We start from the raw sequence: 25,280 nt of genomic DNA, 5'->3' as shown, positions 1-25,280 counted from the left end.
CGGGTTGCCGGCTGCGCTACGGACGGGACATGTCCGCCTATCCGCTCGCCGCCGCGATGATGATCGCTTCCGGCTCGATCCATGCCGTCGTCAACGCGATCGTGAAGGGCGGGCGCGACAAGATGGCCGCGCGCGCCTTCACCGACGGCGCGGCGGCGATCATCCTGCTGCCCGCGCTGGCGCTGGTCCCGCTGCCGCACGGTGCCTGGGGCTGGCTGGCGGCCAGCGCGGCGGGGCATGCGGTGTATCTCTATGCGCTGATCCGCGCCTATCAGGTCGCGGACCTGACCGCCGCCTATCCGGTGCTGCGCGGCACCGCGCCGGTGGTGACCGCGCTGGTGACGATCGGCATCCTCGGCGAACCTGCCACGCCCGCTCAGGTGGCGGGCATCGCGCTGATCGTCGCGGCGATGCTGATGCTGGCGGTCGGGCGGCATATCGGCGGCGCGGCGCTCGGCTGGTCGCTGTTCACCGGGCTGACGATCGCGGGCTATACGGTGGTCGATGCGCAGGGCGTTCGCGCGGCGCCGACGCCGGGCAGCTATATCGTCTGGCTGTTCGTCGTGATGGGGGCGGTGGTGCTGGCGATGTTCGGCGCGGCGTCGCGAGGGCGCATCTTCCGGCAGCTGCGCACGCAATGGCGCCCCGGCGCGGCGGCCGGCGCGCTGTCGATCGTCACTTATGGCCTTGCCCTGTCGGCCTTCGCGCTCGGCCCGACCGCGCCGCTCGCCGCGCTGCGCGAAACGGGGATGGTCACCGCGCTGGTGATCGGTGTCGTCGCGCTGCGCGAGCGGGTGGACACGCGGCGCGTTGCCGCGGTGCTGGCGATCCTGATCGGCGCCGCGCTGATCCTCAGGCGCTGAGGTTCGGTCCACTGACGCACCGATCCAGCTTGCTGGATCAACCCTGAGAAACCGCCCCGCGGCGCTCCCACGCCAGCAGCCATTCCTTCGTCGCCAGCCCGCCGGCAAAGCCGGTCAGCGCGCCCGACGCGCCGACGACGCGGTGGCAGGGGGTGACGATCGAGATCGGGTTGCGCCCGTTCGCCGCGCCCACCGCGCGCGCCGCCCCCGGCCGCCCGATCGCGCGCGCGATATCGGCATAGCTGCGCGTCTCGCCGAACGGGATCGCGTCCAGCGCGCGCCACACCGCGCGCTGGAAATCGCTGCCGCGCGGTGTCAGCGGCAGGTCGAATGCGGTGCGCGCGCCCGCGAAATACTCGGCCAGCTGCGTGGCGGTGACGGACAGGACCGGGTTCGAGGGATCGTCGCGCATGTCCTCCAGCCGCACCCGCCCGGGTGCATCGTCGGGCCACAGGATCGCGGTGAGGCCGGCATCGTCGGCGACCAGCGTCAGCGTGCCGACCGGCGAATCGAACGGGGCGGAATGAAGCGTCATGCCGCCTGCGATAGCGGATCGCGCCGCGCCGCGCGTCCCGCCGCTTGCGCCCGAACCATCGGCCCGAACACTCGCTTTGCACCGGCACCCCATCCGCTCTATCCCGCCGCGATGGCCGACACCCCCACCCCGATGATGGCGCAATATCACGCGCTGAAGGCGGAGGCGCAGGATTGCCTGCTGTTCTACCGCATGGGCGATTTCTTCGAACTGTTCTTCGACGACGCGCGCATCGCCGCGCAGGTGCTGGACATCGCGCTGACCGCGCGCGGCGAACATGCCGGGGAAAAGGTGCCGATGTGCGGCGTCCCCGTCCATGCCGCGACCGCCTATCTGCAACGCCTCATCAAGGCCGGGCACCGCGTCGCGATCGCCGAACAGACCGAAACGCCCGAGGCGGCGCGCAAGGCGCGCGGGTCGAAGGCGCTGGTCAACCGTGCGATCGTCCGCGTCGTCACCGCCGGCACGCTGACGGAGGAGGCGCTGCTCGACGCGCGCGCCGCCAACTGGTGCGTCGCGGTGGGTGAGGCGGGCGGCGAGATCGCACTGGCCGCCGCCGACGTATCCACGGGCCGGTTCGAGGTGATCGCCTGCGACCCCGCCGGGCTGGGTGCGGAACTGGCCCGGCTGGCCGCGGCAGAGGTGGTCGCCGCCGACGGCAGCGATGCGCCCGCGACCGTGTGGCGCCCGCGCGCCGATTTCGACAGCGCCGCGGGTGAGGCGCGGCTGAAGCGATTGTTCGGGGTCGCGACGCTCGACGGGTTCGGCACGTTCGGGCGCGCCGCGCTGGCGGCGGCGGGCGGGCTGGTCGCTTACCTCGATCACACCGCCAAGGGGCAATTGCCGTTCCTGCGCCCGCCGGTGCTGCTCGCCGCGCGCGAGGCGATGGCGATCGACGCGGCCACGCGCGAGAGCCTGGAGCTGACCGCGACGCAAGGGGGCGCGCGCAAGGGCAGCCTGCTCGACGCGGTCGACCGTACCGTCACCGGCGCGGGCGCGCGATTGCTGGCGGCGGACATCGGCGCGCCGCTGATGGCGCGACCTGCGATCGAGGCGCGGCTGGCGCTGGTCGCGCTGTTCCACGACGATGCGGCCGTGCGCGACCGCGTGCGCGCCGCCTTGCGCGCGCTGCCCGATATCGGCCGCGCGCTGGGGCGGCTGGCGGCGGGGCGCGGGGGCCCGCGCGATCTGGCGCAGCTGCGCGACGGGCTGGACGGGGCCTGGGCGCTCGGCGACCGGCTGGGCGCGATCGACACGCCGCCCGCGCTGCTCGCCGATCTGGTGCCGCGGCTGCGCGGGCACGGCGCGTTGATCGATCTGCTCAAGCGGGCGCTGGTGCCCGCCCCGCCGATCGAGGCGTCGGACGGCGGCTATATCGCGGCGGGCTATGACGCCGCGCTCGATGCCCTGCGCGAAACCGGCAGCGGCGGGCGCCGCGCGATCGCCGCGCTGGAGGCGACGTTCCGCGACCGCACCGGCATCGCCACGCTCAAGATCCGCCACAACGGCGTGCTCGGCTACCATATCGAGGTGCCCGCCAGGGCCGCCGATCCGCTGATGCGCGCCGATTCGGGCTTCACCCACCGCCAGACGCTGGCCGGGGTGGTCCGCTTCAACGCGCCCGAACTGCACGATGTCGCCACCAGCGTGACGCAGGCGGGCGCCCATGCGCTGGCGGCGGAGGCGGCGCATCTGGAGGAGCTGGTCGCTACCGCGCTCGCCTCGCGCGACGCGATCGCCGCCACTGCCGACGCGCTGGCGCGGATCGACGTCGCCGCCGCGCTGGCGGAACGCGCGGTGGAGGGGGCGTGGGCGCGCCCGACCTTCGCCGACACGCCGTGCTTCGAGGTGCGCGAGGGCCGCCATCCGGTGGTGGAGGCGGCGCTGGCGCGATCCGGCGACCGCTTCGTCGCCAACGATTGCGTGCTGGGCGACCGGTCGCGCCTGTGGCTGGTGACGGGGCCGAACATGGGCGGCAAGTCGACCTTCCTGCGGCAGAATGCGCTGATCGCGGTGCTGGCGCAGGCGGGCAGCTACGTCCCCGCTGTCGCCGCGCGGCTGGGGCTGGTCGACCGGCTGTTCAGCCGCGTCGGCGCGTCGGACAATCTGGCGCGCGGCCGCTCCACCTTCATGGTCGAGATGGTCGAGACCGCCGCGATCCTGGCACAGGCGACTCCCGACAGCTTCGTGATCCTCGACGAGGTCGGCCGCGGCACCTCCACCTACGACGGCCTCGCCATCGCCTGGGCGGTGGTGGAGGCGATCCACGAGGACAATCGCTGCCGCTGCCTGTTCGCGACCCATTACCACGAACTGACGCGGCTGGCCGAACGCTGCGACGCGCTCAGCCTCCACCACGTCCGCGCGCGTGAGTGGAAGGGCGAGCTGGTGCTGCTCCACGAACTGGCGGACGGCCCCGCCGATCGCAGCTATGGCCTCGCGGTCGCGCGGCTGGCGGGGATGCCGCCCGCCACGGTGCAGCGCGCCAAGGCGGTGCTGGCCAAGCTGGAGGCGGGCCGCGCCAAGACCGGCGGGCTGGCCGCCGGGCTGGACGACCTGCCGCTGTTCGCCGCCGCCGTGCAGGCCGAGGAGGAAGCATGCGACGCGATCCGCGCCGAGGTGGAGGCGATCGACGTCGACGCGCTGACCCCGCGCGAGGCGCTCGACACGCTGTACCGGCTGAAGGCGCTCGCGCGGGAGACGGGCGGGGAGGGGTAGGGGCGGTATCGCCTCGCCCTCACCCTTCCGGCGCTGCGCGCCTCCCTCCCTCTCCCGCCGGGAGAGGGAAGGGGCCCGCCCGGCGCAGCCGGATGGGAAGGGTAAGGGTGATCCGCCCCGCGCCTACTGCCCGCCCTGATACACCCCGATCGCCCCGAACAGCGTGGTCAGCGCATCGCGCTCCGCCGCGCTCAGCTCCGGACGCCACACCTCGAACAGCAGGACGACGCGCCCGTCGTCGCTGTCGTTCCACGCCTCATGCTCGATCGAATCGTCGAAGATCATCAACTCGCCTGCGCGCACCGCGCGTTCGTCATTCCCCACGCGCAGGCGGCAGCCGTCGGGGACGATCAGCGGCAGATGGACGATCAGCCGGGTGTTGAGCATCCCGTTGTGCGGCGGGATGTGGGTGTGCGGTTGAAGGACCGAGAACAGCGCCATCGGCGACCGGCCGGGGATGTTCGGCAACGGCGCCTGCGTCAGCGCCGCCAGCGTGGCGGGGCAGCGCGTGGCGTTGAGCGGATGCGGCGCGCCATTCTCGATCAGATGGAACGCGCTCCACCGGGCATCGTCGAGCAAGGCGTGGCCGCGGTTCGCGCGCCGTGCATCGCTTTGCACATAGGGTTGCGCGCCCGTCCCGCTGGCGATCAGCGCGTCCAGCTCCGCCCGGATCGCCGGCGCGGCCGCGGTCAACGCGGGCGCCCAGTCGAACTCGCCCGCGTCGAAGAACTGCCGATGCGGCAGGCCGGGGAAGAAGAAGCTGGTCGGCTGTTGCAGGTACAATTGCTTCTCGCCGGTCACCAGCGCCACCGCCTCGGCAAAGCGCGGCCCGGCATCCGTTTGCGCCACCTGCGCGCGCAGATGGTCGGAAAAGCGCGCCGACGCCGCCGCCAGTCGCGCCTGCGCCTCCACCAGCATCGGCTGGCGGCGCTCCGCCTCGCTGGCGCGCGACAGCGCCAGCCCGTAGAAGGAACAGGCGGCGCGATCGTCCTCGGCATGGTCGCCGCGCAGCACCAGCGCGTGGAGGTTGAACGGTTCGACCGCCAGCACCTGGTCCAGCGCGCCCGCCACCGCCGCGCGCTCCGCCCCCGTCACCGCGCGCGCCTGCGCCAGCAGTAGCCACAATTGCGGCGTCGCCACCCCGGCGGCGGCCACCTCCTCGAAGGCGTCGCGCGCCACCAGCGCCTCGCCGCGCTGCCACGCCGCCCATCCCGCCTGCGCGCGCTGCGCCTGTCGCTCTCGTGTCGCCATGGCGCCAGCCTAGCGGAAGGACGCGGGCCGCGCGAGATCGTCGTCCTGCAATGGCGGCGGCCCGGCGCTGTCCTACATCCCCGCCGGCCATTATGCCGCGCGACGGGCGGCGCCGGGGCGGCGGCGGTTGGTGGAGAAAGGGTGCGATCGTCTCAACATTCGCAACATTGGCGGGGTTCGACGCCGCGCGCCCGATCGCTTATGGCGGCACGATGAGCGGGCGTTTCGATCATCTTTCCCATCGCCGGTCGATCGTCGACGGGCGTGTCCTGGCCGAGCGGCTCGCCGCGATCGACCCGCATGACAAGGCGGCGGCGCGCCGCGCGGCGGGCGTGATCCTGCGCGCCGCATTGGACGACGGGCGCGCGGAGATCGCGCGGCGGCTGGAAACGCACCCGACGCGCGGGATTGAGGCGGCCAACGCCCAGGCCTATCTGGTCGACAAGCTGCTGGTCGCGCTGGCCGATTTCACGACGCAGCGGCTCTATCCGCGCAGCAACCCGACCGCCGCCGAGCGGCTGCTGCTGATCGCGGTCGGCGGCTATGGCCGGGGCGAGATGGCGCCCTTTTCCGATGTCGACATCGGATTCGTCACGCCGTGGAAACAGACCCCCTGGGCCGAGCAGGCGATCGAATCGATGCTCTACACCCTGTGGGATCTGGGGCTGAAGATCGGCCATTCCAGCCGCTCGCTCGACGATATGGTGCGCGAGGCGCGCGGCGACGTGACGGTGCGCACCGCGTTGCTGGAGGGGCGGTTCGTCTGGGGGGACGAGGCGCTGTACGCCGATGCCGCGCGCCGTTTCCGCGACGACGTGCGCCACGGTACCGAGCGCCAGTTCATCGCCGACAAGCTGGCCGAGCGCGACGCCCGGCACCTTCGCATGGGCGACACGCGCTACGTCGTCGAACCCAATGTGAAGGAGGGGAAGGGCGCGCTGCGCGATCTCCATGCGCTGTTCTGGATCGGCAAGTACGTCTACGACGTCAATCGCGCCGCGCAGCTGGTCGACGTCGGGCTGTTCACCCCGGACGAATATCGCGCCTTCCACCGCGCGGACAATTTCCTGTGGGCGGTGCGCTGCCACCTGCACCTGATCGCGGGGCGGGCGGAGGACCGGCTGACCTTCGACTATCAGCGCGAGATCGCCGAGCGGATGCGCTACGCCGCGCGCCCCGGCAAGTCCGCGGTCGAACGGTTCATGCAATTCTACTTCATCCAGGCCAAGGCGGTCGGCTCGCTGACCGGGCTGTTCCTGGCGCATCTGGACGAGAAATTCGCCGCCCGCCGCCGCTACGGCCTGCCGCGGCTGCGCCGTGCGCCGCAGAAGCTGAACGGCTTCACCGTCGATCGCGGGCGGATCGCGCTGCCCGACGATACCTTCTTCCAGGACGATCCGGTGCGCCTGCTGGAGGTGTTCGCGCTGGCGGCGGAACGGCGCATGGAAATCCACCCGCTGGCGCTGCGCTGCGCCACCCGCGATGCGCGGCTGGCCGCGACGGTGCGCCGCGACGCGCGCGCCAACGCGCTGTTCCTCGACGTGCTGACCAGCCGCAACGATCCCGAGCTGGTGCTGCGCTGGATGAACGAGACCGGGGTGCTGGGCCGCTTCCTGCCCGATTTCGCGCGCGTCGTCGCGCAGATGCAGTTCGACATGTACCACCATTACACGGTGGACGAACATACGATCCGCGCGATCGGACTCCTGTCGCGGATGGAGAAGGGCGAATCGCGCAACGACCATGTGCTGGCCAGCGCGATGATGGAGCAGATCGTGTCGCGCCGCGTGCTGTATGTCGCGGTGCTGCTGCACGATATCGCCAAGGGGCGCGGCGGCGATCATTCGATCCTGGGCGCGGAGGTGGCCGAACGGGTGTGCCCGCGCTTCGGGCTGACCGCGGCGGAGACCGAGACGGTCGCCTGGCTGGTCCGGCACCACCTGCTGATGTCGCACACCGCGTTCAAGCGCGACCTGACCGATTTCAAGACGATCCTCGACTTCGCCGAGGTGGTGCAAAGTCCGGAGCGCCTGCGACTGCTGCTGGTGCTGACCGTGGTGGATATCTGCGCGGTCGGGCCGGGGACGTGGAACGGGTGGAAGGGGCAGCTGCTCGACGACCTGTTCGACCGGTCGGAGGAAGTGCTGCGGCTGGGGCACAAGCAGAAGGGGCGCACGGAACGGATCGCGGCGCGGCAGCAGGGCGTCGCCAACGCGATGGGCTGGGATGCCGCGACGCTCGCCGATTACGCGCACCGCATGCCGGAGGCGTACTGGATCGCCGAGCCCGCCGACGTGCTGGCGCACAACGCCGCCTTCGTGTCGGCGGCCGGCGATGCGTTACTGTCGATCGACGCGCAGGTCTATCCCGATCGCGGCGCGACGCTGGTCACCGTCTATGCCGCCGACCATCCCGGGCTGTTCAGCCGCATCGCCGGCGCGATCCATGTCGCGGGCGGCAACATCATCGACGCGCGCATCCACACGACGCGCGACGGCATGGCGCTCGACAATTTCCTGGTCCAGGATCCGCTCGGCCGCCCGTTCGACGAGGCGGACCAGCTCGGCCGCCTGACCAAGGCGATCGAGGATGCGCTGGCCGGGCGCGGCAAGATGACCGACCGGCTGAAGGCCAAGGCGCTGCCGCGCACCCGCGCCGACGCCTTCCGCATCGAACCGTCGGTGCTGATCGACAACAAGGCGTCGAACCGCTTCACCGTGGTGGAGGTGGCGGCGCGCGATCGCCCGGCGCTGCTCAACCAGCTGGCCTATGCGCTGTTCGTGTCGAAGGTGACGATCCACAGCGCGCACGTTGCCACCTATGGCGAGCGCGCGGTCGACACCTTCTACCTGACCGACCTGACCGGCGACAAACTGGCCCCCGGCGCCCGGCTCAAGACGCTCGAAAAGCGCCTCCTCGCCGCGGCGGCGGGGGTGCCGTACGAGGAGGCGGCGTGACGACCGCTCACACCACCCGGTACGGCACCACGCCGCGCACCTCGCCCTCCACCGCGATCGCGCGGTCGGTGGGGGGGAAGGCGCGCTGGTCGCAGTCGGTGCGCGGGCACAGGCGGCAGCTGATGCCGATCGGGGTCGGCGGCCCGGCGCGGTCGACCGCGTCGGCATAGACGAAGTCGGCGGCATGAACCGCCTCGCACCCCAGCGCCACGGCATAGCGGCGCGGCGCGCGTGCGAAGCGGCCGGACGGCTTCACCAGCCCCTTGGCCATCGAGATATAGCGTACGCCATCGGGCGTCTCGGCGTGCTGCACCAGGATCCGGTCGGGGATCGCGACCGCTTCGTGGACGTGCCACAGCGGGCAGGCGCCGCCGAAGCGCGCGAACTGGAGCCGCGTCGCCGAATGGCGCTTGGTGATGTTCCCCGCCATGTCGATGCGGCAGAAATAGAAGGGGATTCCCGCATCGCCGGGGCGTTGCAGTGTCGACAGCCGGTGGCACGCCTGTTCGAAGCTGACGGCGAAGCGCCGCGACAGCCGGTCGATGTCGTGGCGCAGCCGCCGCGCCTCCGCCCGGAAGGCGCGATACGGCATGACCAGCGCACCGGCCGCGTAATTGGCCAGCCCGATCGCCAGCAGCCGCCGCGCCTCCGGCTGGGCGAGCGGCGCGGCGGCGACGATCGCCTCGATCGTGTCGGCGAAGGCCAGCGCGGCTAGCCGGTGCGCGATCAGGAAGCGGCGGCTTTCCTCCGGAAGCGCGGCGTTGAGCGTCAGCGTCGCGCCGGCGAACTGCGCCAGCGGCGCGTCCTCGTCGGCGTCGGTGGCGATGCGGATGCCGCGCGCCGCCAGCAGCGCGGCGGGCCGGTCCTGTTCCGCCAGCGCCTCCCCCGCGCGGTCGAGCGGGTCGACGTAGTTGCCGGCTTCGTGGAACCAGTCGCGCACCGCCTCCCACGGCAGACGCGCGCCGACCCCCGCGGTCATCGCTTCCTCCGCCAGCGCAACGCGCTCCTCCGCGGCGCGCTTGGCGGCGTGCAGCGCGATCAGGCGGTCGGCGAGGTCGGGCTGCTCGCTGGCGAGCTGCGCGACCGCCTCGGGCGGCAGCGGCGCGACCGCCGGGTCGGCGAGCGCATGGCCCAGTGCCGCGAGCCGGCGCGCGGGCGCCTCGCCCTCGATCCCCGCCAGCGCGGCGGGGAAGTGCTGCGCCAACGCGGCGGTGACCGCGGCGGTCAGCGGGCGCGTGTCGCTTTCCAGCTGCGAAAGGTAGCTGACCGACACCCCCAGCCGCGCCGCCATCGCGCGCTGGTTCAGGTGCGCCGCGCGGCGCAGGTCGCGCAACGTTTGGCCGGCGTAGAGGCGCTGTCTCATGTCCCGGCGGTCTAGTTTGCAACACGATCGTTCGCAACTTCGCAACTTCGCATTTGCGCTGGCCGCGGTCGCGCGGCAGGAGGGGTGCCACCACGTCTTGGGAGAGATGGATGTCGTCGACGATCGCCGAACTCGAAAAGAAGCGCGCCGCCGCGCGTCTGGGCGGCGGGCAGAAGCGCATCGACGCGCAGCATGCCAAGGGCAAGCTGACCGCGCGCGAGCGGCTCGACGTGCTGCTGGACGAGGGCAGCTTCGAGGAGCTCGACATGTTCGTCGAGCACAATTGCGTCGATTTCGGGATGCAGGAACAGGTGATCCCCGGTGACGGCGTGATCACCGGATCGGGGACGATCAACGGCCGGCTGGTGTTCGTGTTCAGCCAGGACTTCACCGTCTTCGGCGGGTCGCTGTCCGAACGCCATGCGCAGAAGATCTGCAAGGTCATGGACATGGCGATGAAGGTCGGCGCGCCGGTGATCGGCCTCAACGATTCGGGCGGTGCGCGCATCCAGGAAGGCGTGGCGTCGCTGGGCGGCTATGCCGAGGTGTTCCAGCGCAACGTGCTGGCGAGCGGACTGGTGCCGCAGCTCAGCCTCATCATGGGGCCGTGCGCGGGCGGTGCGGTCTATTCCCCGGCGATGACCGACTTCATCTTCATGGTGAAGGATTCCAGCTACATGTTCGTCACCGGCCCCGACGTGGTGAAGACGGTGACGAACGAGGTGGTGACGCAGGAGGCGCTGGGTGGCGCCATCACCCACACCACCAAGACCAGCGTCGCCGACGTCGCGTTCGACGACGATATCGAGACGCTGCTCGCGGCGCGCGACTTCATCGACTTCCTGCCCGCATCGAACCGCGAGGGCGTGCCGGAACGCCCCACGGACGATCCGTGGGACCGGATCGAGGACAGCCTCGACACGCTGATCCCCGCCAACGCCAACCAGCCCTACGACATGCACGAGCTGATCCGTAAGGTGGTGGACGAGGGTGATTTCTTCGAGGTGCAGCCCGCGCACGCCGCCAACATCATCACCGGCTTCGGCCGCGTCGAGGGGCGGACCGTCGGGATCGTCGCGAACCAGCCGATGGTGCTGGCGGGCGTGCTGGACATCAATTCGTCGAAGAAAGCGGCACGCTTCGTGCGCTTCTGCGATGCGTTCGAGATTCCGATCGTCACCTTCGTCGACGTCCCCGGCTTCCTGCCCGGCACCGCGCAGGAGCATAACGGCATCATCAAGCACGGCGCGAAACTGCTGTTCGCCTATGCCGAGGCGACCGTGCCCAAGATCACCGTCATCACGCGCAAGGCCTATGGCGGGGCGTATGACGTGATGGCGTCGAAGCATCTGCGCGGCGACCTCAACTACGCCTGGCCGACCGCGGAGATCGCGGTGATGGGCGCCAAGGGCGCGGTGGAGATCATCTTCCGAGGGCTCAATGAGGAAGGCATCGCGGAAAAGACCCGCGAGTATGAGGCACGCTTCGCCAACCCGTTCGTCGCGGCAAGCAAGGGCTTCATCGACGAGGTGATCCAGCCGCACTCCACCCGCCGCCGCATCGCGCTAGGCCTGCGCAAGCTCAGGCACAAGGCGCTGGAGAATCCGTGGAAGAAGCATGACAACATTCCGCTCTGACGAAATCGTCATGCCAGCGCAGGCTGGCATCTGCGGCGACCGGAAGGCCCCGGCCTTCGCTGGGGTGGCGGCAAAGGGATCGGATGCAGTATCTCTCGATCGTCGTTTTCGCGGTCTTCGCGGCGTTCGCGGCGCTGAAGGCCGGGTTCGCGTTGTGGAACGGGGAAACATCCTTCGGTCATGGGCGGACATGGAAGCGCGCGTCTGTTCCGTATTGGTTGCTGATCGCGGCTTATGTCTTCCTGATGCTGATGTCGGCGACCCTAGTGGTCGAATGGACGTGGAATCCGGACACGATGGCAAGGAGAAACTGACATGAACCTCGGCCGTCTCAACCATGTCGGTGTCGCGACGCCGTCGATCGCCGCGTCGGTCGAAACCTATCGCACCCTGCTGGGCGCCGAGGCGATCGGTGAGCCGTTCGACCTGCCGGCGCAGGGGGTGAAGGTGTGTTTCATCGACGCGCCCAATACGCAGATCGAGCTGATCGAGCCGTATGATCAGGATTCGCCGATCGCCGGTTTCCTGAAGAAGAATCCGGCGGGCGGGCAGCACCATGTCTGTTTCGAGGTGCCCGACATCAACGCGGCCGTCGCGCATCTGAAGGCGAACGGCGCGACGGTGCTGGGGAGCCCGCGGATCGGCGCGCACGGCACCCCGATCGTCTTCGTTCACCCGAAGGATTTCGGCGGGATGCTCGTCGAACTGATGGAAGAACCGAAGGGCGAGCACTGAGGACCCCGTTCGTCCTGAGGAGCCGCCGAGCGAAGTCGAAGCGGCGTCTCGAAGGACGAGTGGTTCGAGACGAGGCTTCGACAAGCTCAGTCTCTCCTCACCACGAACGGCAATTGGAAGAGGAGAGCGGATATGGCCGAATATGAAACGATCCTGACCGAACGAAAGGGCGACGTCCTGGTCGTCACGCTGAACCGGCCGGAGCGGCTCAACGCCGCCTCGCTGCAGATGGCGGAGGACCTGACGGTCGCGCTCTACGACCTGCAGGGCGCGCGCGCGTTGCTCATCACCGGCGCAGGGCGTGCCTTCTGTTCGGGTGCGGACCTGCAGGCGCGCGGCGGCGACAGTGCGGTGACTGGCGGCGACGCCAGCCATCGTGCGCTGATGAACCATTACAATCCGGCGCTCAGCCAGATCATGCAGCTCGACATTCCGGTCGTCACCGCGGTCAACGGCCCGGCGGCGGGCGTGGGCTGTTCGATCGGGCTGGCGGGCGATTTCGTGTTCGCGGGCCGGTCGGCCTATTTCCTCCAGGCGTTCGTGAACATCGGGCTGGTCCCGGACGGCGGCTCGACCTGGCTGCTGACCAAGGCGATCGGCAAGCCGCGCGCGACGCGGATGATGATGCTGGGCGAGCGGATCGGCGCCGACCAGGCCGAGCAATGGGGCCTGATCTACAAGGCGGTCGACGACGCCGCGCTGATGGACGAAGCGCTGGCGCTGGCGACGCGGCTGGCGGCGGGGCCGACGGTGGCGCTGTCGACGATGCGGCGCAACATCATGACCGCGCTGGACGGATCGCTCGACCAGGTGCTGCGCGCCGAGGCGGAGGGGCAGCGTCGCGCCGGCGGCACCGCCGACGCACGCGAAGGCGCGCTGAGCTTCATCGAGAAGCGCAAGCCCGAGTTCAAGGGGCGGTGACGACCGCGCTCTACCTGTCGCACCCCGAGGTGCGGATCGACCCTGTGGTGCCCGTGCCGCAATGGGGTCTGTCCGCCGTCGGGCGTGCGCGGGTGGAGGCGATCCGCCACCGTGCGTGGCTGCGCGCGATCGAGCGGATCGTGAGCAGCGACGAGGACAAGGCGCAGGAGACGGCACAACTGATCGGCGATGCGATCGGCGTCCCGGTGGAGGTCGCGCCGGATATGGGCGAGAACGATCGCTCCGCCACCGGATTCCTGCCGCCCGACGAGTTCGAGGCGACCGCCGACGCCTTCTTCGCCGCTCCCGACACGCCGGTGCGCGGGTGGGAGACGGCGCGCGCGGCGCAGGCGCGGATCGTCGCCGCGACCCGCGACGTGCTGACGGGGCATGAGGCGCGACCGACGCTGTTCGTCGGCCATGGCGGGGTCGGCACGCTGCTGGCGTGTGCGATCCGCGGGCAGGCGATCAACCGCGCGCACGATCAGGGAAACACCCCCGGCGCGAACCCGCGCGGCGGCAATGTCCACGGCTTCGCGACCGACATGAGCGAGGCGCTGTTCGGCTGGAGGCCGATGGAAGAATTATGAGCGAGAAGACCACCCACGACACCGCCACCCCCGCGGCAACGCTGGAAAGCTGGGCCAAGGCCGCCGACAAGGAAGTGAAGGGCAAGGACCTGACCTGGCGCACGCCGGAGGGGATCGAGGTCAAGCCGCTCTACACCGCCGAGGACGTGGCGGGATGGGAACCCGGCCTGCCCGGTTTCGCGCCGTTCACGCGCGGCGTGCGCGCGTCGATGTACGCCGGGCGGCCGTGGACGATCCGGCAATATGCGGGCTTTTCCACCGCGGAGGAATCGAACGCTTTCTACCACCGCAACCTGAAGGCGGGGCAGAAGGGGCTGTCGGTCGCGTTCGATCTGGCCACCCACCGCGGCTATGACAGCGACCATCCGCGCGTCACCGGCGACGTCGGCAAGGCAGGCGTGGCGATCGACAGCGTCGAGGACATGAAGATCCTGTTCGACGGCATCCCGCTGGACCGGATGTCGGTCAGCATGACGATGAACGGCGCGGTGATCCCGATCCTCGCCTTCTTCATCGTCGCGGGCGAGGAACAGGGCGTCGACCGCAAGTTGCTCGACGGGACCATCCAGAACGACATCCTCAAGGAGTTCATGGTCCGCAACACCTATATCTACCCGCCCGAACCGAGCATGCGGATCATCAGCGATATCTTCGGTTACACCAGCCGGGAGATGCCGAAGTTCAATTCGATCTCGATTTCCGGCTATCACATGCAGGAAGCCGGGGCGACGCAGGTGCAGGAGCTGGCCTTCACCATCGCCGACGGCATGGAATATGTGAAATACGGTGTTGCCAGCGGACTGGATATCGACAAGTTCGCCGGACGGCTGAGCTTCTTCTTTGCGATCGGCATGAACTTCTTCATGGAGATCGCCAAGCTGCGCGCCGCACGGGTGCTGTGGCACCGGGTGATGACGCAGCTGGGCGCGCAGGATGAACGCAGCAAGATGCTGCGCACCCACTGCCAGACCAGCGGTGTCTCGCTGACCGAGCAGGATCCGTACAACAACGTCATGCGCACGACGATCGAGGCGATGGCGGCGATGCTGGGCGGCACCCAGTCGCTCCACACCAACGCGCTGGACGAGGCGATCGCGCTGCCGACCGACTTCTCCGCCCGGATCGCGCGCAACACGCAGCTGGTGATCCAGGAGGAGACCGGCATGTGCAATGTCGTCGATCCGCTGGGCGGTAGCTATTATATCGAGGCGCTGACCAAGCGGCTGGTCGACGACGCCTGGGAGATCATCCAGCGCGTGGAGCGTGAGGGCGGGATGGCCAAGGCGGTCGGCGCCGGCTGGCCCAAGGCGATGATCGAGGAAGCCAGCGCCGCGCGCGCCGCGCGCGTCGATCGCGGCGAGGACGTGATCGTCGGCGTCAACAAGTACCGCAAGGACAATGAGGATCCGATCGAGATCCTCGACGTCGACAACCATGCCGTGCGCGAGGCGCAGATCCGCCGCATCAACAAGATGAAGGCGGAGCGCGACGAGGAGGCGTGCCGCGCCGCGCTCGACGCGCTGCGCGATGGGGCCAAGGGGGACGGCAACCTTCTGGAACTGGCGGTGGAATGCGCACGTCGCCGCGCGACGCTGGGCGAGATTTCCAGCGCGATGGAGGATGTGTTCGGCCGGTTCGGCACGCAGCCGACGCCGGTGAAGGGCGTCTACGGCGGCGCATATAAGGAGGACGGTCGCTGGGAGCGGCTGTTGCGCGGCGTCGAGGCGGTCGAGCGTCGGCTTGGTCGCAAGCCCCGGATGTTCGTCGCCAAGATGGGGCAGGACGGGCATGACCGCGGCGCCAATCTGGTCAGCAGCATGTTCGGCGACCTGGGGTTCGAGGTGGTGCCCGGCCCGCTGTTCCAGACGCCCAAGGAAGCGAGTGAGCTGGCGCTGGAGAAGGACGTCGATGTCGTGGGCGCCTCCAGTCTGGCGGCGGGGCACAAGACGCTGATCCCCGAACTGATCGGGCACCTGCGCGATGCCGGACGACCGGATATCAAGGTGATCGCGGGCGGCGTGATCCCGGCGCAGGACTATCAGGCGCTGTTCGATGCCGGCGTGCAGGCGATCTTCGGCCCCGGAACGAACTTGATCGTGGCGGCGGAGGACGTGCTACGGCTGCTCGGGCACAACATGCCGCCGCAAGAGGAAGCTGCCGAGTGATGACCGACCTTCGCAACGACTGGACCCGCGACGAAATCGCGGCGCTGTTCGACCTGCCGTTCGACGAGCTGATGTACCGCGCCCAGACCGTCCACCGCGCGCATCACGCGCCGTCGGAGGTGCAATTGTGCACGCTGCTGTCGATCAAGACCGGCGGCTGCCCGGAGGATTGCGGCTATTGCTCGCAGTCGGTCGCGGCCGACAGCGGGGTCAAGGCGACCAAGCTGATGGATGTGCAGGCGGTGCTGCAACGCGCTGCCGAGGCGAAGGACGCCGGGTCGCAGCGGTTCTGCATGGGCGCGGCGTGGCGCAACCCCAAGGACCGCGACATGGACGCGATCATCCAGATGATCGAAGGCGTGCGCGGCATGGGGATGGAAACCTGCATGACGCTGGGGATGCTGACGCCGGAGCAGGCGCAGCGGCTCGGTGAGGCGGGGCTGGATTACTATAACCACAATATTGACACCTCGCCCGAGCGGTACGGCGACGTCATCACCACGCGCACCTTCGGCGAGCGGCTGAATACGCTGGAGAATGTGCGCTCCGCCGGGATCAACGTCTGCTGCGGCGGGATCGTGGGCATGGGCGAGACGCGCGGCGACCGCGTCGGCTTCGTCCATGCGCTCGCCACGCTGCCGCGCCATCCCGAAAGCGTGCCGGTCAATGCGCTGGTGCCGGTGAAGGGCACCGTGCTGGGCGACATGCTGGCCGACACGCCGCTCGCGAAGATCGACGATATCGAGTTCGTCCGCACCGTCGCGGTCGCGCGCATCACCATGCCGATGAGCATGGTGCGGCTGTCGGCGGGGCGCGAGAGCATGTCGGAGGCGACGCAGGCGCTGTGCTTCATGGCCGGCGCGAACTCGATCTTCACCGGCGACAAGCTGCTGACCGCGGGCAATCGCGGCGACAGCGCCGACGCGGCGCTGTTCGCGAAGCTGGGCGTGACGCCGATGCAGGCCGAGGAGCCGATGCGCGCGAAGGTGTGCGAGGCGGCGGAATAGGGATACCCGCCCCCCATGCGTGGGGTGGGGCGACGTAGAAGAACTGGGAGAGACCGTTGTTCAAGAAGATCCTGGTCGCCAATCGTGGCGAGATCGCGTGCCGCGTGTTCCGCACCGCCAAGAAGATGGGGATCGCGACGGTCGCGGTCTATTCCGACGCGGACGCGCGCAGTCCGCATGTACTGATGGCGGACGAGGCGGTGCGGCTGGGGCCGGCACCGGCGGCGGAAAGCTATCTCAAGGCTGACCTGATCCTGAAGGCGGCGAAGGAGACGGGCGCGGACTGTATCCATCCCGGCTACGGCTTCCTGTCGGAGCGCGAGAGCTTCGCGAAGGCGTGCGCCGATGCCGGCATCGCCTTCGTCGGGCCTCCCCCGAAAGCCATCGCCGCGATGGGCGACAAGATCGAATCGAAGAAGCTGGCGAAGGAAGCCGGCGTCAACGTCGTCCCGGGCTTCCTGGGTGAGATCGCGGACACCGATGCGGCGGTGAAGATCGCGGGCGAGATCGGCTATCCGGTAATGATGAAGGCGTCGGCCGGCGGCGGCGGCAAGGGGATGCGCCTCGCCTGGTCCGAAAAGGACGTGCGCGAGGGGTTCGAGGCGACCAAGCGTGAGGGGCTGGCCAGCTTCGGCGATGACCGCGTGTTCATCGAGAAGTTCATCGAAAGCCCGCGGCATATCGAAATCCAGGTGCTGGGCGACCAGCATGGCAACATCGTCTATCTCAACGAGCGCGAATGTTCGGTGCAGCGCCGCCACCAGAAGGTGGTCGAGGAAGCGCCGTCGCCGTTCGTGACGCCGAAGATGCGCAAGGCGATGGGCGAACAGGCGGTCGCGCTGGCGCGGGCGGTCGGCTATTACAGCGCCGGCACGGTCGAGTTGATCGTCAGCGGCGCCGACAAGACCGGCGAAAGCTTCTACTTCCTGGAGATGAACACCCGGCTGCAGGTGGAGCATCCCGTCACCGAGGAGATCACCGGCCTCGACCTGGTCGAGCAGATGATCCGCGTGGCAGCCGGCGAGAAGCTGGCGTTCGCGCAGAAGGACGTGAAGATCAACGGCTGGGCGGTGGAAAACCGCGTCTATGCCGAGGACCCGTATCGCGGCTTCCTGCCGTCGATCGGCCGACTGGTGCGCTATCAGCCGCCGCTGGCGGGCGATGGTGTGCGCGTCGACGATGGCGTGGCCGAGGGCGGCGGGGTCAGCATGTTCTACGACCCGATGATCGCCAAGCTGGTCACCCATGGCGCCACGCGCGAGGAGGCGATCGACAAACAGGTCGCCGCGCTGGATGCGTTCGAGATCGTCGGGCCGGGCACCAACCTCGATTTCCTGTCGGCGCTGATGCAGCATCCGCGCTTCCGTTCGGGCAATATCACCACCGGTTTCATCGCGGAGGAATATCCCGAGGGGTTCCACGGCGCGCCTGCGTCGGACGAGGTGCTGCGCACGCTCGCCGGCGTCGCGGCGTTCGCGGCCACGGCAGAGGCGGATCGCGCGCGCCGCGTCGACGGCCAGTTGGGCGGGCGGCTGCGCCCGCCTGCCGACTGGGTGGTGCGCATCGGCAAGACCGATCATGCGGTGACGATCTCGACCGACGGGCTGACCGTCGACGGCGCGGATTTGCCGGTCGCGATCGAATATACGCCCGGCGACCGGCTGATCGTGGTCGAGCCGCTCGACGAGGAAGCGGGCACGCCGCTGACCGTCAAGCTGACGCGCACGCGCACCGGCTTCACCCTCAACGCGCGCGGTGCCAGCCACAAGGTGCGCGTGCTGCCCGCGCGCATCGCGCCTTATGCGCAGCATCTGATCGAGAAGGTGCCGCCGGACCTGTCGAAGTTCCTGATCGCGCCGATGCCGGGGCTGCTGGTCCGGCTGGACGTCGCGCCGGGCGACAAGGTGGAGGCGGGCCAGCCGCTGGCGGTGGTCGAGGCGATGAAGATGGAGAATATCCTGCGCGCCGAGAAGGCCGCGACGGTCAAGTCGGTGAGCGCGGCGGCGGGCGACAGCCTGGCGGTGGATCAGGTGATCCTGGAACTGGAGTGATCGCATCCCGCGGTGATGCGGCATTGCGACATTCTGCGACATTTTCGCACTGGACGCCGCCGGAGGCGGGCTTCATGCCGATGTCATGAAGCGCGTCGTCCCCGCGGCGGTCGCTGTTCTCGCCATGGCGGGTTGCAGCGTCGGGCCTGACTATCAGCCGCGATCCGCCGACGCGCTGGGCGTTCCGGTATCCTATTCGGTGCCGGCGGCGTCATCGCCAGAGGATCTCACCCGCTGGTGGGGGCGCTTCGACGATCCGGTGCTGGGGCAATTGGTCGAGCAGGCGGCCGCCGCCAATCTGGACGTGGCGCAGGCCGTCGCGCGGTTGCGGCAAGCGCGCGAGGCGCTGGTGCAAAGCCGCGCTGACCTGTTTCCCAGCCTGAGCGGCACTGCCGGCTACAGCCGGTCGGAGACGCTGCGCGGCGGGGGGCAGACGATCACGCTGCCCGACGGCACGGTGCAGAATGTCGGTGGCGGCGGCGCGAACAATTTCTCGCTGGGTGCCAGCGCGCAATATCAGCTTGGCCTGTTCGGCGACGTACGCGGCACGATCGAGGCGAGCCGCGCGCAATATCAGGCATCGGGCTTCGATTATGCGACCACGCTGCTGACGGTCGAACAGGAAGTGGCGCGTAACTACGTCCTCGCACGGCTGTATCAGGCGCAGCTGGGCAATGCGCGCGCCAGCCTGGCGTTGCAGGACGACAATCTGGAGATTGCCGGTTTCCGGGTGCAGGCCGGGCTGGTGTCCTCGCTCGACCGGGAACAGGCGCGCGCTCAGCGGGCGCAGACCGCCGCGTCCATTCCCTCGCTGGAGCAGCAGTATAGCGCCGCGGTCGCGCGGCTGGGCGTGCTGACCGCGCAGGCGCCCGGCGCGCTCCGGCCGCTGCTGGCCGTCGCGCGGCCCATCCCCAACGGGCCCGCGGTAGTCGGCACGGGCATCCCCGCCGACGTGTTGCGCCAGCGACCCGACGTGCGTTCGGCTGAGCGCGCGCTGGCGGCGGCGGTGGCGCGGATCGGCGTGGCGGAGGCGGCGCTGTATCCGAACCTGGCGATCAGCGGGAACATCAACACGCGCGCTGCCGGGGTGGGCGGCCTGCTCGACACCGTGACCGGCGGGCTGTTCGCCGGGCTGACCCAGGCGATCTTCAACGGCGGCCGGCTGCGCAGCCAGGTGCGCGGCCAGCGCGCCGCCGCCGACGGCGCGCTGGCGGCCTACAAGAACACGGTCCTGACCGCGCTGGAGGATGTCGAGAACGGCGTCGTCGCGCTTGATACGGCGCGCCAGCGTGAGCGGGAACTGACCGTCGCCTATGACGCGGCCAATGCCGCCGCGGTACTGTCGCGCGCGCAATATCGCAGCGGACTGACCGATTTCACGACGCTGAGCCAGCAGGAGGCGACCCTGCTGTCGGCGCGCAATGCCGTGGCGCAGGCGCATGCCGATGCGGCCACCGCGCTGATCCAGTTGTACGGCGCGCTGGGCGGCGGGTGGGATCCCGCCGTCGTCCCCGAAGCGCCTGCCGCCACCGCTACCGACGGAACCCGCTGATGGCCGATCCTGCTACCGACGAATTCCTGGGCGTCACGCCGCAGCCGGCGTGGCGGCGCCGGATCAAATGGATCGTGCTGGCGGTCGTGCTGGTCGGTCTGGCGCTGCTGCTGTCGAAATGCGTGTTCGGCGGATCGGACAAGCCCGATTACGCGACCGTACCGGTCCAGCGCGGCAACCTGACCGTCACGGTATCCGCCACGGGGAAGCTGGCGCCGACCAATCAGGTGACGGTCGGCTCGCAGCTGTCCGGGCTGGTCACGCGCGTGGTGGTCGACGTCAACGACCGCGTCACCGCGGGCCAGCCGCTGGCGCTGATCGACCCCGAACAGATCGACGACCAGATCCGCGCCGGACAGGCGCAGCTGGCCGCGAACGTCGCGCAGGTCAATCAGGCGCGCGCCACCGTCGCGGAGGCGCAGGCGCAGCTGGCGCGGCTGGAGGAAGTGTCGCGGTTGTCGAACGGGCGCGTCCCGTCGAAGGCGGAATTGCAGACCGGGCAGGCCGACGCGCAGCGCGCGGTCGCCGCCTTGCGCGTGGCGGAGGCGAACGTCACCGCGGCGCGTGCCCAGCTGGCGCAGTCGCAGACGCAGCGCGCGCGGGCGATCATCCGCTCCCCCGTTAATGGCGTGGTGCTGGCGCGGCAGGTCGATCCGGGCCAGACGGTGGCCGCGTCGTTCAACACGCCAACCCTGTTCGTCATCGCCGAAGACCTGTCGAAGATGAAGCTGGAGGTCGCGATCGACGAGGCCGACGTGGGCGAGGTGCGTACCGGGCAGAAGGCGACCTTCACCGTCGATGCCTTTCCCGGGCGCACGTTCCCGGCGACCATCACGCGTGTCGATCTGGGGTCGAACCTGACGGTCAGCAACGCGACCGCATCATCCAGCTCGACCGGCAGCAGTGCGACCGCTTCGACCACCGGGCAGGTGGTGTCCTATGCCGCCGACCTGACGGTCGCCAACCCGACGTTCCAGCTGCGCCCCGGCATGACCGCGACCGCCGATATCGTCACCGCGGACAAGCGCGACGCGCTGCTCGTTCCCAATGCAGCGTTCCGGTTCAAGCCCGACAGCGGCGCCGGGGACGGCGCGCGCGGCGGGATCGCGGGATCGCTGGTGCCGCGTGGCCGGCGGCGCGGCAGCGGCGGGGATCGTACCGCGACGCTGACGCGCGGCGCGCAGCAGACAGTGTACGTCAGGGGCGACGACGGTACGCCGCAGCCGGTGCAGGTGACGACCGGCGACACCAACGGCACGCTGACCGAGGTGCTGTCCGGCGCGCTGAAGCCGGGGATGCAGGTCATCACCGGCCAGCTGGCGAGCGGCGACGATGCCGCCGTCGGCGACAGCCGGCGGCGTTCGGGCGGGCGGCCCGGCGGGGGCGGCGCGGGTGGCCAGTAACCCGCCCCTGATCGAATTGCGCGGCGTCACCAAGGTCTATGGCGAGGGCGCCACGCAGTTCCACGCGCTGAAGGGCGTCGACCTGGATATTGCCGTTGGCGATTTCGTCGCGGTGATGGGGCCGTCGGGATCGGGCAAGTCCACGACGATGAACATCCTGGGGTGCCTGGACGTGCCCAGCGGCGGCACCTTCCTGTTCCGCGGCCATCATGTCGAGGCGCTGGACCGCGACCAGCGCGCGTTGCTGCGGCGGCGCTACCTCGGGTTCGTGTTCCAGGGGTTCAACCTGCTCAGCCGCACCAGCGCGCTGGAGAATGTCGAGCTGCCGCTGCTGTACCGCGGCGACGACAAGAAGGCGCGGCGTGCCGCGGCGATGGGCGCGCTGGAGAAGGTCGGGCTGGACCGCTGGTGGGATCATACCCCCGCGGAACTGTCGGGCGGGCAGCAGCAGCGTGTGGCGATCGCGCGGGCGATCGTCACGCAGCCCGATGTGTTGCTGGCGGACGAGCCGACCGGCAACCTCGATTCCGAGCGGTCGGTGGAGATCATGGAGTTGCTGACCGGGCTGAACCGCGACAGCGGGATCACGGTGCTGATGGTGACGCACGAAGCCGACATGGCTGCCTATGCCCGTACCGTCGTGCATTTCCGCGACGGTCTGGTCGAGCGGATCGAGGCGCAGCATCCGCCCGGCGCGCCGGTGTCGGCCGCGGCCGGGGCGGGGAACGACTGATGCTGGGTACCACCTTCCTGCTGGCAATCCGCTCGATCCGCCGGCACCTCCTGCGTTCGTTCCTCACCATATTGGGGATCGTGATCGGCGTCGGCGCGGTCGTGACGATGGTGACGCTGGGCAAGGCGACGACCGCGCAGGTGCAGCAGAACATCTCGTCGCTGGGCACCAACATCCTGCAGATCCGCCCCGGACAAGGCTTCGGCCGCGGCGGCGGCGGCCCGCGCCCGCCCGATTTCAAGCCCGAGGACGTCACCGCGATTGCCACGCAGATCGCGGGCGTCACCGCGGTGGCCCCGCAGGCGCAGTCCACCGCGACCGCGATTTACGAAGGCGCGAACTGGTCGACGACGATCAACGGCACCACCAACGCCTATTTCACCGTCCAGCCGTGGCCGCTGGCCAGCGGGCGTTACTGGACCCCGGCGGAGCAATCGGCGGGCAAGGCGGTGTGCATCATCGGCAATACCGTGCGCCAGAACCTGTTCCGCGGCGGCGAGGCGGTGGGGCTGCGGTTCCGGCTGGGCAATGTCAGCTGCGACGTCATCGGCGTACTGTCGACGCGCGGGCAGGCGGGGTTCGGGGGCGACCAGGACGATGTGGTCATCATGCCGATCAACGCGGTGCAGCGCCGCTTCACCGGCACGCGCGACGTGCGGCTGATGCTGGTGGGGGTCGACCAGCGATATGCCAATGCGTCAGTGCAGGCATCGATCACCGACCTGCTGCGCGAGCGCCGCAACATCACCGGCGGCAAGCAGGACGATTTCAACATCTTCGACACCAAGCAGATCAGCGACACGCTGACCAGCACGACGCAGCTGCTCACCCGCATCGTCACCGCGGTGGCGGCGATCAGCCTGATCGTCGGGGGGATCGGGATCATGAACATCATGCTGGTGTCGGTGACCGAGCGCACACGCGAGATCGGTATCCGACTGGCGATCGGTGCCGTGGCGAACGAGGTGCTGATGCAGTTCCTGGTGGAGGCGGTGGTGCTGTCGATGCTGGGCGGGCTGGTCGGGCTGGTGCTGGCGCAGGTGGCGATCGGTGCGCTGTCGTGGGCGGGCGGGCTGCCGTTCCTGTTCGTGCCGGACATCAACGTCGTCGCCTTCGCGATTTCGGCGCTGATCGGGGTCGTTTTCGGCTATTTCCCCGCGCGCCGTGCCGCCGCGCTCAACCCGATCGACGCGCTGCGCCACGAATAGCCGTCAGTCCCCCGCCGTCCCGCGCAGCGCGTGCGAATCGGTGCGGTTAAGCGCCTCCGGCGCGTGGACCAGATCGCGCAGCGCGGCCAGATCGGCGCGCGTGTCGACGTCGATCAGTTCCGCCGCATTGGTCACGACATGCCGCCCGGCCTGGATCAGGTCGCGCGCGCCCTGGTCGCCGCGGATCGCCAGCACGTCGTCGAAGCGGTTGCGCCCGAACAGCGCCGGCGGGCGCGGCGCGACCCCGTCGCTGGAGGCGACGACCGCATCCTCGCTGTCGGCGGCGTCGAACAGGCGATAGATATGCGCGGCGGTGACGCGCGGCATGTCGGCGAGCGCGATCACCACCGCCTGCGCATCCAGCGACCTGGCGCATTCGACGCCCATCCGCACCGAGGAAGCCATGTCGCGTTCGGGATCCTCGTTATGGAGCACCCGGAACCCGTGCGCGCCGTAATCGAGCTTGCCTCCGTCGACGATCGCGATCCGTTGCTGGAAGGGCATATCCTCCAGCGCGACCGCGACGTGCAGCCCGAGCGGGCGCGCAAGGAACGGCTGGTCGAGCTTGCTGCCGACATCGCCGAACCGTTCGGACCGGCCGGCGGCGAGGAGGACGAGGACGCTGCGTTCAACCGCGATCATGGAATGCTCCCACCATGGCGGCGGCGATCGACAGGGCGATCTCCGCCGGGCCGATCGCGCCGATATCGATCCCCACCGGGCCGTCGATGCGATCGAGCTGTGCGGGGGTAACGCCCGACGCGCCCAGCCGCTCCCGCCGGGCGGCATGGCTGCGGCGGCTGCCGAGCGCGCCGACATAGGCAGCATCGCTGGCCAGCGCGGCAATGAGCGCGGGGTCGTCGATCTTGGTATCGTGGCTGAGCGTGACGACCGCGGTGGCGGGGCCGGGCTTCCATGCGGCCACCGCTTCGTCCGGCCAGCGATCGTCGAGGGTCACGCCGGGGAAGCGTTCCTCGGTCAGGAAGCGGCCGCGCGGGTCGATCACCACCGTCTCGATCCCCAATGTCTGCGCCAGTGCCGCGAGGCTCTGCGCGATCTGCACCGCGCCGACGATCAGTAGCCGCCGCGGCGGATCGTAGCGGTTGGCGAACACCGCGCCGGTTTCTAACGGACGCAGGTCGCTGTGCCCGGTGGCAAGGTCGGTATGGACCGTCAGCGAGCGGCCATCGGCGCGCGCCTGGGCGACGCGATCGAACAATTCGGGATCGAACCCGGTGGCGGACACCGGCTGGACCATCACCGAAATCTCGCCGCCGCACGGCAGGCCGACCTGCCAGGCGCTGTCGTCGGCGACGCCGTAGGTGTTCACCTGGAACGGTTTGCCCGCGATCACGCGCGCGGCGGTATCGAGAATGTCGCCTTCGACGCAGCCGCCCGACACCGATCCTTCGAACCGGCCGTCGGCATGGACCAGCATGTGGCTGCCGCGCGGACGCGGCGCCGATCCCCAGGTGGAGACGACGGTGGCGAGCGCCATCGGCGCACCTTTCCACGCGGCGGCGGCGGCGAGCACGGAGTCATTGTCGGCCATCGGCGGCAGTCCCGAATGTTGCGAATGTTGAGACGTTCG

At 69.8% G+C, this 25,280-nt stretch carries 20 protein-coding genes; 15 read left to right on the top strand and 5 right to left on the bottom strand.

Going from position 1 to position 25,280, the window contains the following annotated elements; all coding sequences use genetic code 11:
- The first annotated feature begins 29 nt into the window (after window positions 1–29).
- On the top strand, window positions 30–863 hold the full coding sequence (locus tag COA17_RS15770) for an EamA family transporter (protein ID WP_096613755.1): 834 nt from the start codon (window positions 30–32) through the stop codon (window positions 861–863).
- 37 nt (window positions 864–900) lie between these two features.
- On the opposite strand, the gene COA17_RS15765 is transcribed toward COA17_RS15770, so the two are convergent.
- Window positions 901–1,398: a methylated-DNA--[protein]-cysteine S-methyltransferase gene (locus COA17_RS15765; protein ID WP_096613753.1), complete on the bottom strand. Its 498-nt coding sequence runs from the start codon at window positions 1,396–1,398 to the stop codon at window positions 901–903.
- A 132-nt stretch (window positions 1,399–1,530) separates the two neighbouring features.
- Between COA17_RS15765 and mutS the strand changes: the two genes are divergently transcribed.
- Window positions 1,531–4,116, top strand: a complete 2,586-nt coding sequence (mutS, locus tag COA17_RS15760) for a DNA mismatch repair protein MutS (protein WP_096613816.1) — start codon at window positions 1,531–1,533, stop codon at window positions 4,114–4,116.
- Window positions 4,117–4,239: 123 nt separating this feature from the next.
- Here mutS and COA17_RS15755 read toward each other — a convergent pair whose 3' ends face one another.
- Window positions 4,240–5,367 (bottom strand): aspartyl/asparaginyl beta-hydroxylase domain-containing protein, encoded by a 1,128-nt coding sequence (locus tag COA17_RS15755; protein ID WP_096613751.1) that lies wholly within the window; start codon window positions 5,365–5,367, stop codon window positions 4,240–4,242.
- Window positions 5,368–5,579: 212 nt separating this feature from the next.
- Here COA17_RS15755 and COA17_RS15750 point away from each other — a divergent pair, with 212 nt between their 5' ends.
- Window positions 5,580–8,324 carry a [protein-PII] uridylyltransferase gene (locus COA17_RS15750; protein ID WP_096613814.1) on the top strand — a complete coding sequence of 915 codons (2,745 nt, stop codon included), beginning with the start codon at window positions 5,580–5,582 and terminating at the stop codon, window positions 8,322–8,324.
- A 7-nt stretch (window positions 8,325–8,331) separates the two neighbouring features.
- Here COA17_RS15750 and COA17_RS15745 read toward each other — a convergent pair whose 3' ends face one another.
- Window positions 8,332–9,687, bottom strand: a complete 1,356-nt coding sequence (locus COA17_RS15745) for a helix-turn-helix domain-containing protein (RefSeq protein ID WP_096613749.1) — start codon at window positions 9,685–9,687, stop codon at window positions 8,332–8,334.
- Window positions 9,688–9,797: 110 nt separating this feature from the next.
- On the opposite strand from COA17_RS15745, the gene COA17_RS15740 reads away from it, so the two are divergent.
- The 12 genes from COA17_RS15740 to COA17_RS15685 all read left to right on the top strand — a co-directional run bounded on the left by COA17_RS15740 (window position 9,798) and on the right by COA17_RS15685 (window position 23,689).
- The gene (locus COA17_RS15740; protein ID WP_096613747.1) at window positions 9,798–11,324 is read left to right on the top strand and encodes an acyl-CoA carboxylase subunit beta; all 1,527 of its coding nucleotides are present in this window, start codon (window positions 9,798–9,800) and stop codon (window positions 11,322–11,324) included.
- Window positions 11,325–11,407: 83 nt separating this feature from the next.
- Entirely contained in the window at window positions 11,408–11,638 is a 231-nt protein-coding gene (locus COA17_RS15735) for a hypothetical protein (protein ID WP_066487371.1), read from the top strand.
- Window position 11,639: 1 nt separating this feature from the next.
- The gene (gene mce, locus COA17_RS15730) at window positions 11,640–12,059 is read left to right on the top strand and encodes a methylmalonyl-CoA epimerase (RefSeq protein WP_066487369.1); all 420 of its coding nucleotides are present in this window, start codon (window positions 11,640–11,642) and stop codon (window positions 12,057–12,059) included.
- Between the two features lie 132 nt (window positions 12,060–12,191).
- The gene (locus COA17_RS15725) at window positions 12,192–12,980 is read left to right on the top strand and encodes an enoyl-CoA hydratase-related protein (RefSeq protein ID WP_066487368.1); all 789 of its coding nucleotides are present in this window, start codon (window positions 12,192–12,194) and stop codon (window positions 12,978–12,980) included.
- Complete coding sequence (locus tag COA17_RS15720) at window positions 12,977–13,570, top strand: histidine phosphatase family protein (RefSeq protein WP_096613745.1); 594 nt, start codon at window positions 12,977–12,979, stop codon at window positions 13,568–13,570. Before COA17_RS15725 ends, COA17_RS15720 begins: the two co-directional genes overlap by 4 nt.
- On the top strand, window positions 13,567–15,735 hold the full coding sequence (gene scpA, locus COA17_RS15715; RefSeq protein WP_245857862.1) for a methylmalonyl-CoA mutase: 2,169 nt from the start codon (window positions 13,567–13,569) through the stop codon (window positions 15,733–15,735). The genes COA17_RS15720 and scpA overlap by 4 nt, the downstream gene beginning before the upstream one ends.
- Window positions 15,735–16,742, top strand: coding sequence for a biotin synthase BioB (gene bioB / locus COA17_RS15710; protein WP_066487361.1), 1,008 nt, complete (start codon window positions 15,735–15,737; stop codon window positions 16,740–16,742). The genes scpA and bioB overlap by 1 nt, the downstream gene beginning before the upstream one ends.
- A gap of 56 nt (window positions 16,743–16,798) precedes the next feature.
- Window positions 16,799–18,793 (top strand): acetyl-CoA carboxylase biotin carboxylase subunit, encoded by a 1,995-nt coding sequence (locus COA17_RS15705; RefSeq protein WP_096613743.1) that lies wholly within the window; start codon window positions 16,799–16,801, stop codon window positions 18,791–18,793.
- A gap of 85 nt (window positions 18,794–18,878) precedes the next feature.
- Entirely contained in the window at window positions 18,879–20,345 is a 1,467-nt protein-coding gene (locus tag COA17_RS15700) for an efflux transporter outer membrane subunit (RefSeq protein ID WP_096613741.1), read from the top strand.
- Entirely contained in the window at window positions 20,345–21,748 is a 1,404-nt protein-coding gene (locus tag COA17_RS15695) for an efflux RND transporter periplasmic adaptor subunit (protein WP_096613739.1), read from the top strand. The genes COA17_RS15700 and COA17_RS15695 overlap by 1 nt, the downstream gene beginning before the upstream one ends.
- On the top strand, window positions 21,738–22,481 hold the full coding sequence (locus tag COA17_RS15690) for an ABC transporter ATP-binding protein (RefSeq protein WP_096613810.1): 744 nt from the start codon (window positions 21,738–21,740) through the stop codon (window positions 22,479–22,481). Before COA17_RS15695 ends, COA17_RS15690 begins: the two co-directional genes overlap by 11 nt.
- Window positions 22,481–23,689 (top strand): ABC transporter permease, encoded by a 1,209-nt coding sequence (locus tag COA17_RS15685; RefSeq protein WP_066487909.1) that lies wholly within the window; start codon window positions 22,481–22,483, stop codon window positions 23,687–23,689. The genes COA17_RS15690 and COA17_RS15685 overlap by 1 nt, the downstream gene beginning before the upstream one ends.
- A gap of 3 nt (window positions 23,690–23,692) precedes the next feature.
- On the opposite strand, the gene COA17_RS15680 is transcribed toward COA17_RS15685, so the two are convergent.
- Entirely contained in the window at window positions 23,693–24,331 is a 639-nt protein-coding gene (locus COA17_RS15680; protein ID WP_096613737.1) for a nucleotidyltransferase family protein, read from the bottom strand.
- Window positions 24,318–25,241 carry an XdhC family protein gene (locus tag COA17_RS15675; RefSeq protein ID WP_096613735.1) on the bottom strand — a complete coding sequence of 308 codons (924 nt, stop codon included), beginning with the start codon at window positions 25,239–25,241 and terminating at the stop codon, window positions 24,318–24,320. The genes COA17_RS15680 and COA17_RS15675 overlap by 14 nt, the downstream gene beginning before the upstream one ends.
- Between the last annotated feature and the right edge of the window lie 39 nt (window positions 25,242–25,280).

It is taken from the genome of Sphingomonas ginsenosidimutans (genome assembly GCF_002374835.1).
Classification (GTDB): domain Bacteria; phylum Pseudomonadota; class Alphaproteobacteria; order Sphingomonadales; family Sphingomonadaceae; genus Sphingomonas; species Sphingomonas ginsenosidimutans.
The sequence above is the reverse complement of the archived record's forward strand: the minus strand, read 5'-3'. Positions and strand labels throughout refer to the sequence as shown.

Coding starts and splice junctions, on each gene's coding strand:
- COA17_RS15770 (WP_096613755.1), top strand. CDS start 30: ATGTCCGCCTATCCGCTCGCCGCCGCGATGATGATCGCTTCCGGCTCG.
- COA17_RS15765 (WP_096613753.1), bottom strand. CDS start 1,398: ATGACGCTTCATTCCGCCCCGTTCGATTCGCCGGTCGGCACGCTGACG.
- mutS (WP_096613816.1), top strand. CDS start 1,531: ATGATGGCGCAATATCACGCGCTGAAGGCGGAGGCGCAGGATTGCCTG.
- COA17_RS15755 (WP_096613751.1), bottom strand. CDS start 5,367: ATGGCGACACGAGAGCGACAGGCGCAGCGCGCGCAGGCGGGATGGGCG.
- COA17_RS15750 (WP_096613814.1), top strand. CDS start 5,580: ATGAGCGGGCGTTTCGATCATCTTTCCCATCGCCGGTCGATCGTCGAC.
- COA17_RS15745 (WP_096613749.1), bottom strand. CDS start 9,687: ATGAGACAGCGCCTCTACGCCGGCCAAACGTTGCGCGACCTGCGCCGC.
- COA17_RS15740 (WP_096613747.1), top strand. CDS start 9,798: ATGTCGTCGACGATCGCCGAACTCGAAAAGAAGCGCGCCGCCGCGCGT.
- COA17_RS15735 (WP_066487371.1), top strand. CDS start 11,408: ATGCAGTATCTCTCGATCGTCGTTTTCGCGGTCTTCGCGGCGTTCGCG.
- mce (WP_066487369.1), top strand. CDS start 11,640: ATGAACCTCGGCCGTCTCAACCATGTCGGTGTCGCGACGCCGTCGATC.
- COA17_RS15725 (WP_066487368.1), top strand. CDS start 12,192: ATGGCCGAATATGAAACGATCCTGACCGAACGAAAGGGCGACGTCCTG.
- scpA (WP_245857862.1), top strand. CDS start 13,567: ATGAGCGAGAAGACCACCCACGACACCGCCACCCCCGCGGCAACGCTG.
- bioB (WP_066487361.1), top strand. CDS start 15,735: ATGACCGACCTTCGCAACGACTGGACCCGCGACGAAATCGCGGCGCTG.
- COA17_RS15700 (WP_096613741.1), top strand. CDS start 18,879: ATGAAGCGCGTCGTCCCCGCGGCGGTCGCTGTTCTCGCCATGGCGGGT.
- COA17_RS15695 (WP_096613739.1), top strand. CDS start 20,345: ATGGCCGATCCTGCTACCGACGAATTCCTGGGCGTCACGCCGCAGCCG.
- COA17_RS15685 (WP_066487909.1), top strand. CDS start 22,481: ATGCTGGGTACCACCTTCCTGCTGGCAATCCGCTCGATCCGCCGGCAC.
- COA17_RS15680 (WP_096613737.1), bottom strand. CDS start 24,331: ATGATCGCGGTTGAACGCAGCGTCCTCGTCCTCCTCGCCGCCGGCCGG.
- COA17_RS15675 (WP_096613735.1), bottom strand. CDS start 25,241: ATGGCCGACAATGACTCCGTGCTCGCCGCCGCCGCCGCGTGGAAAGGT.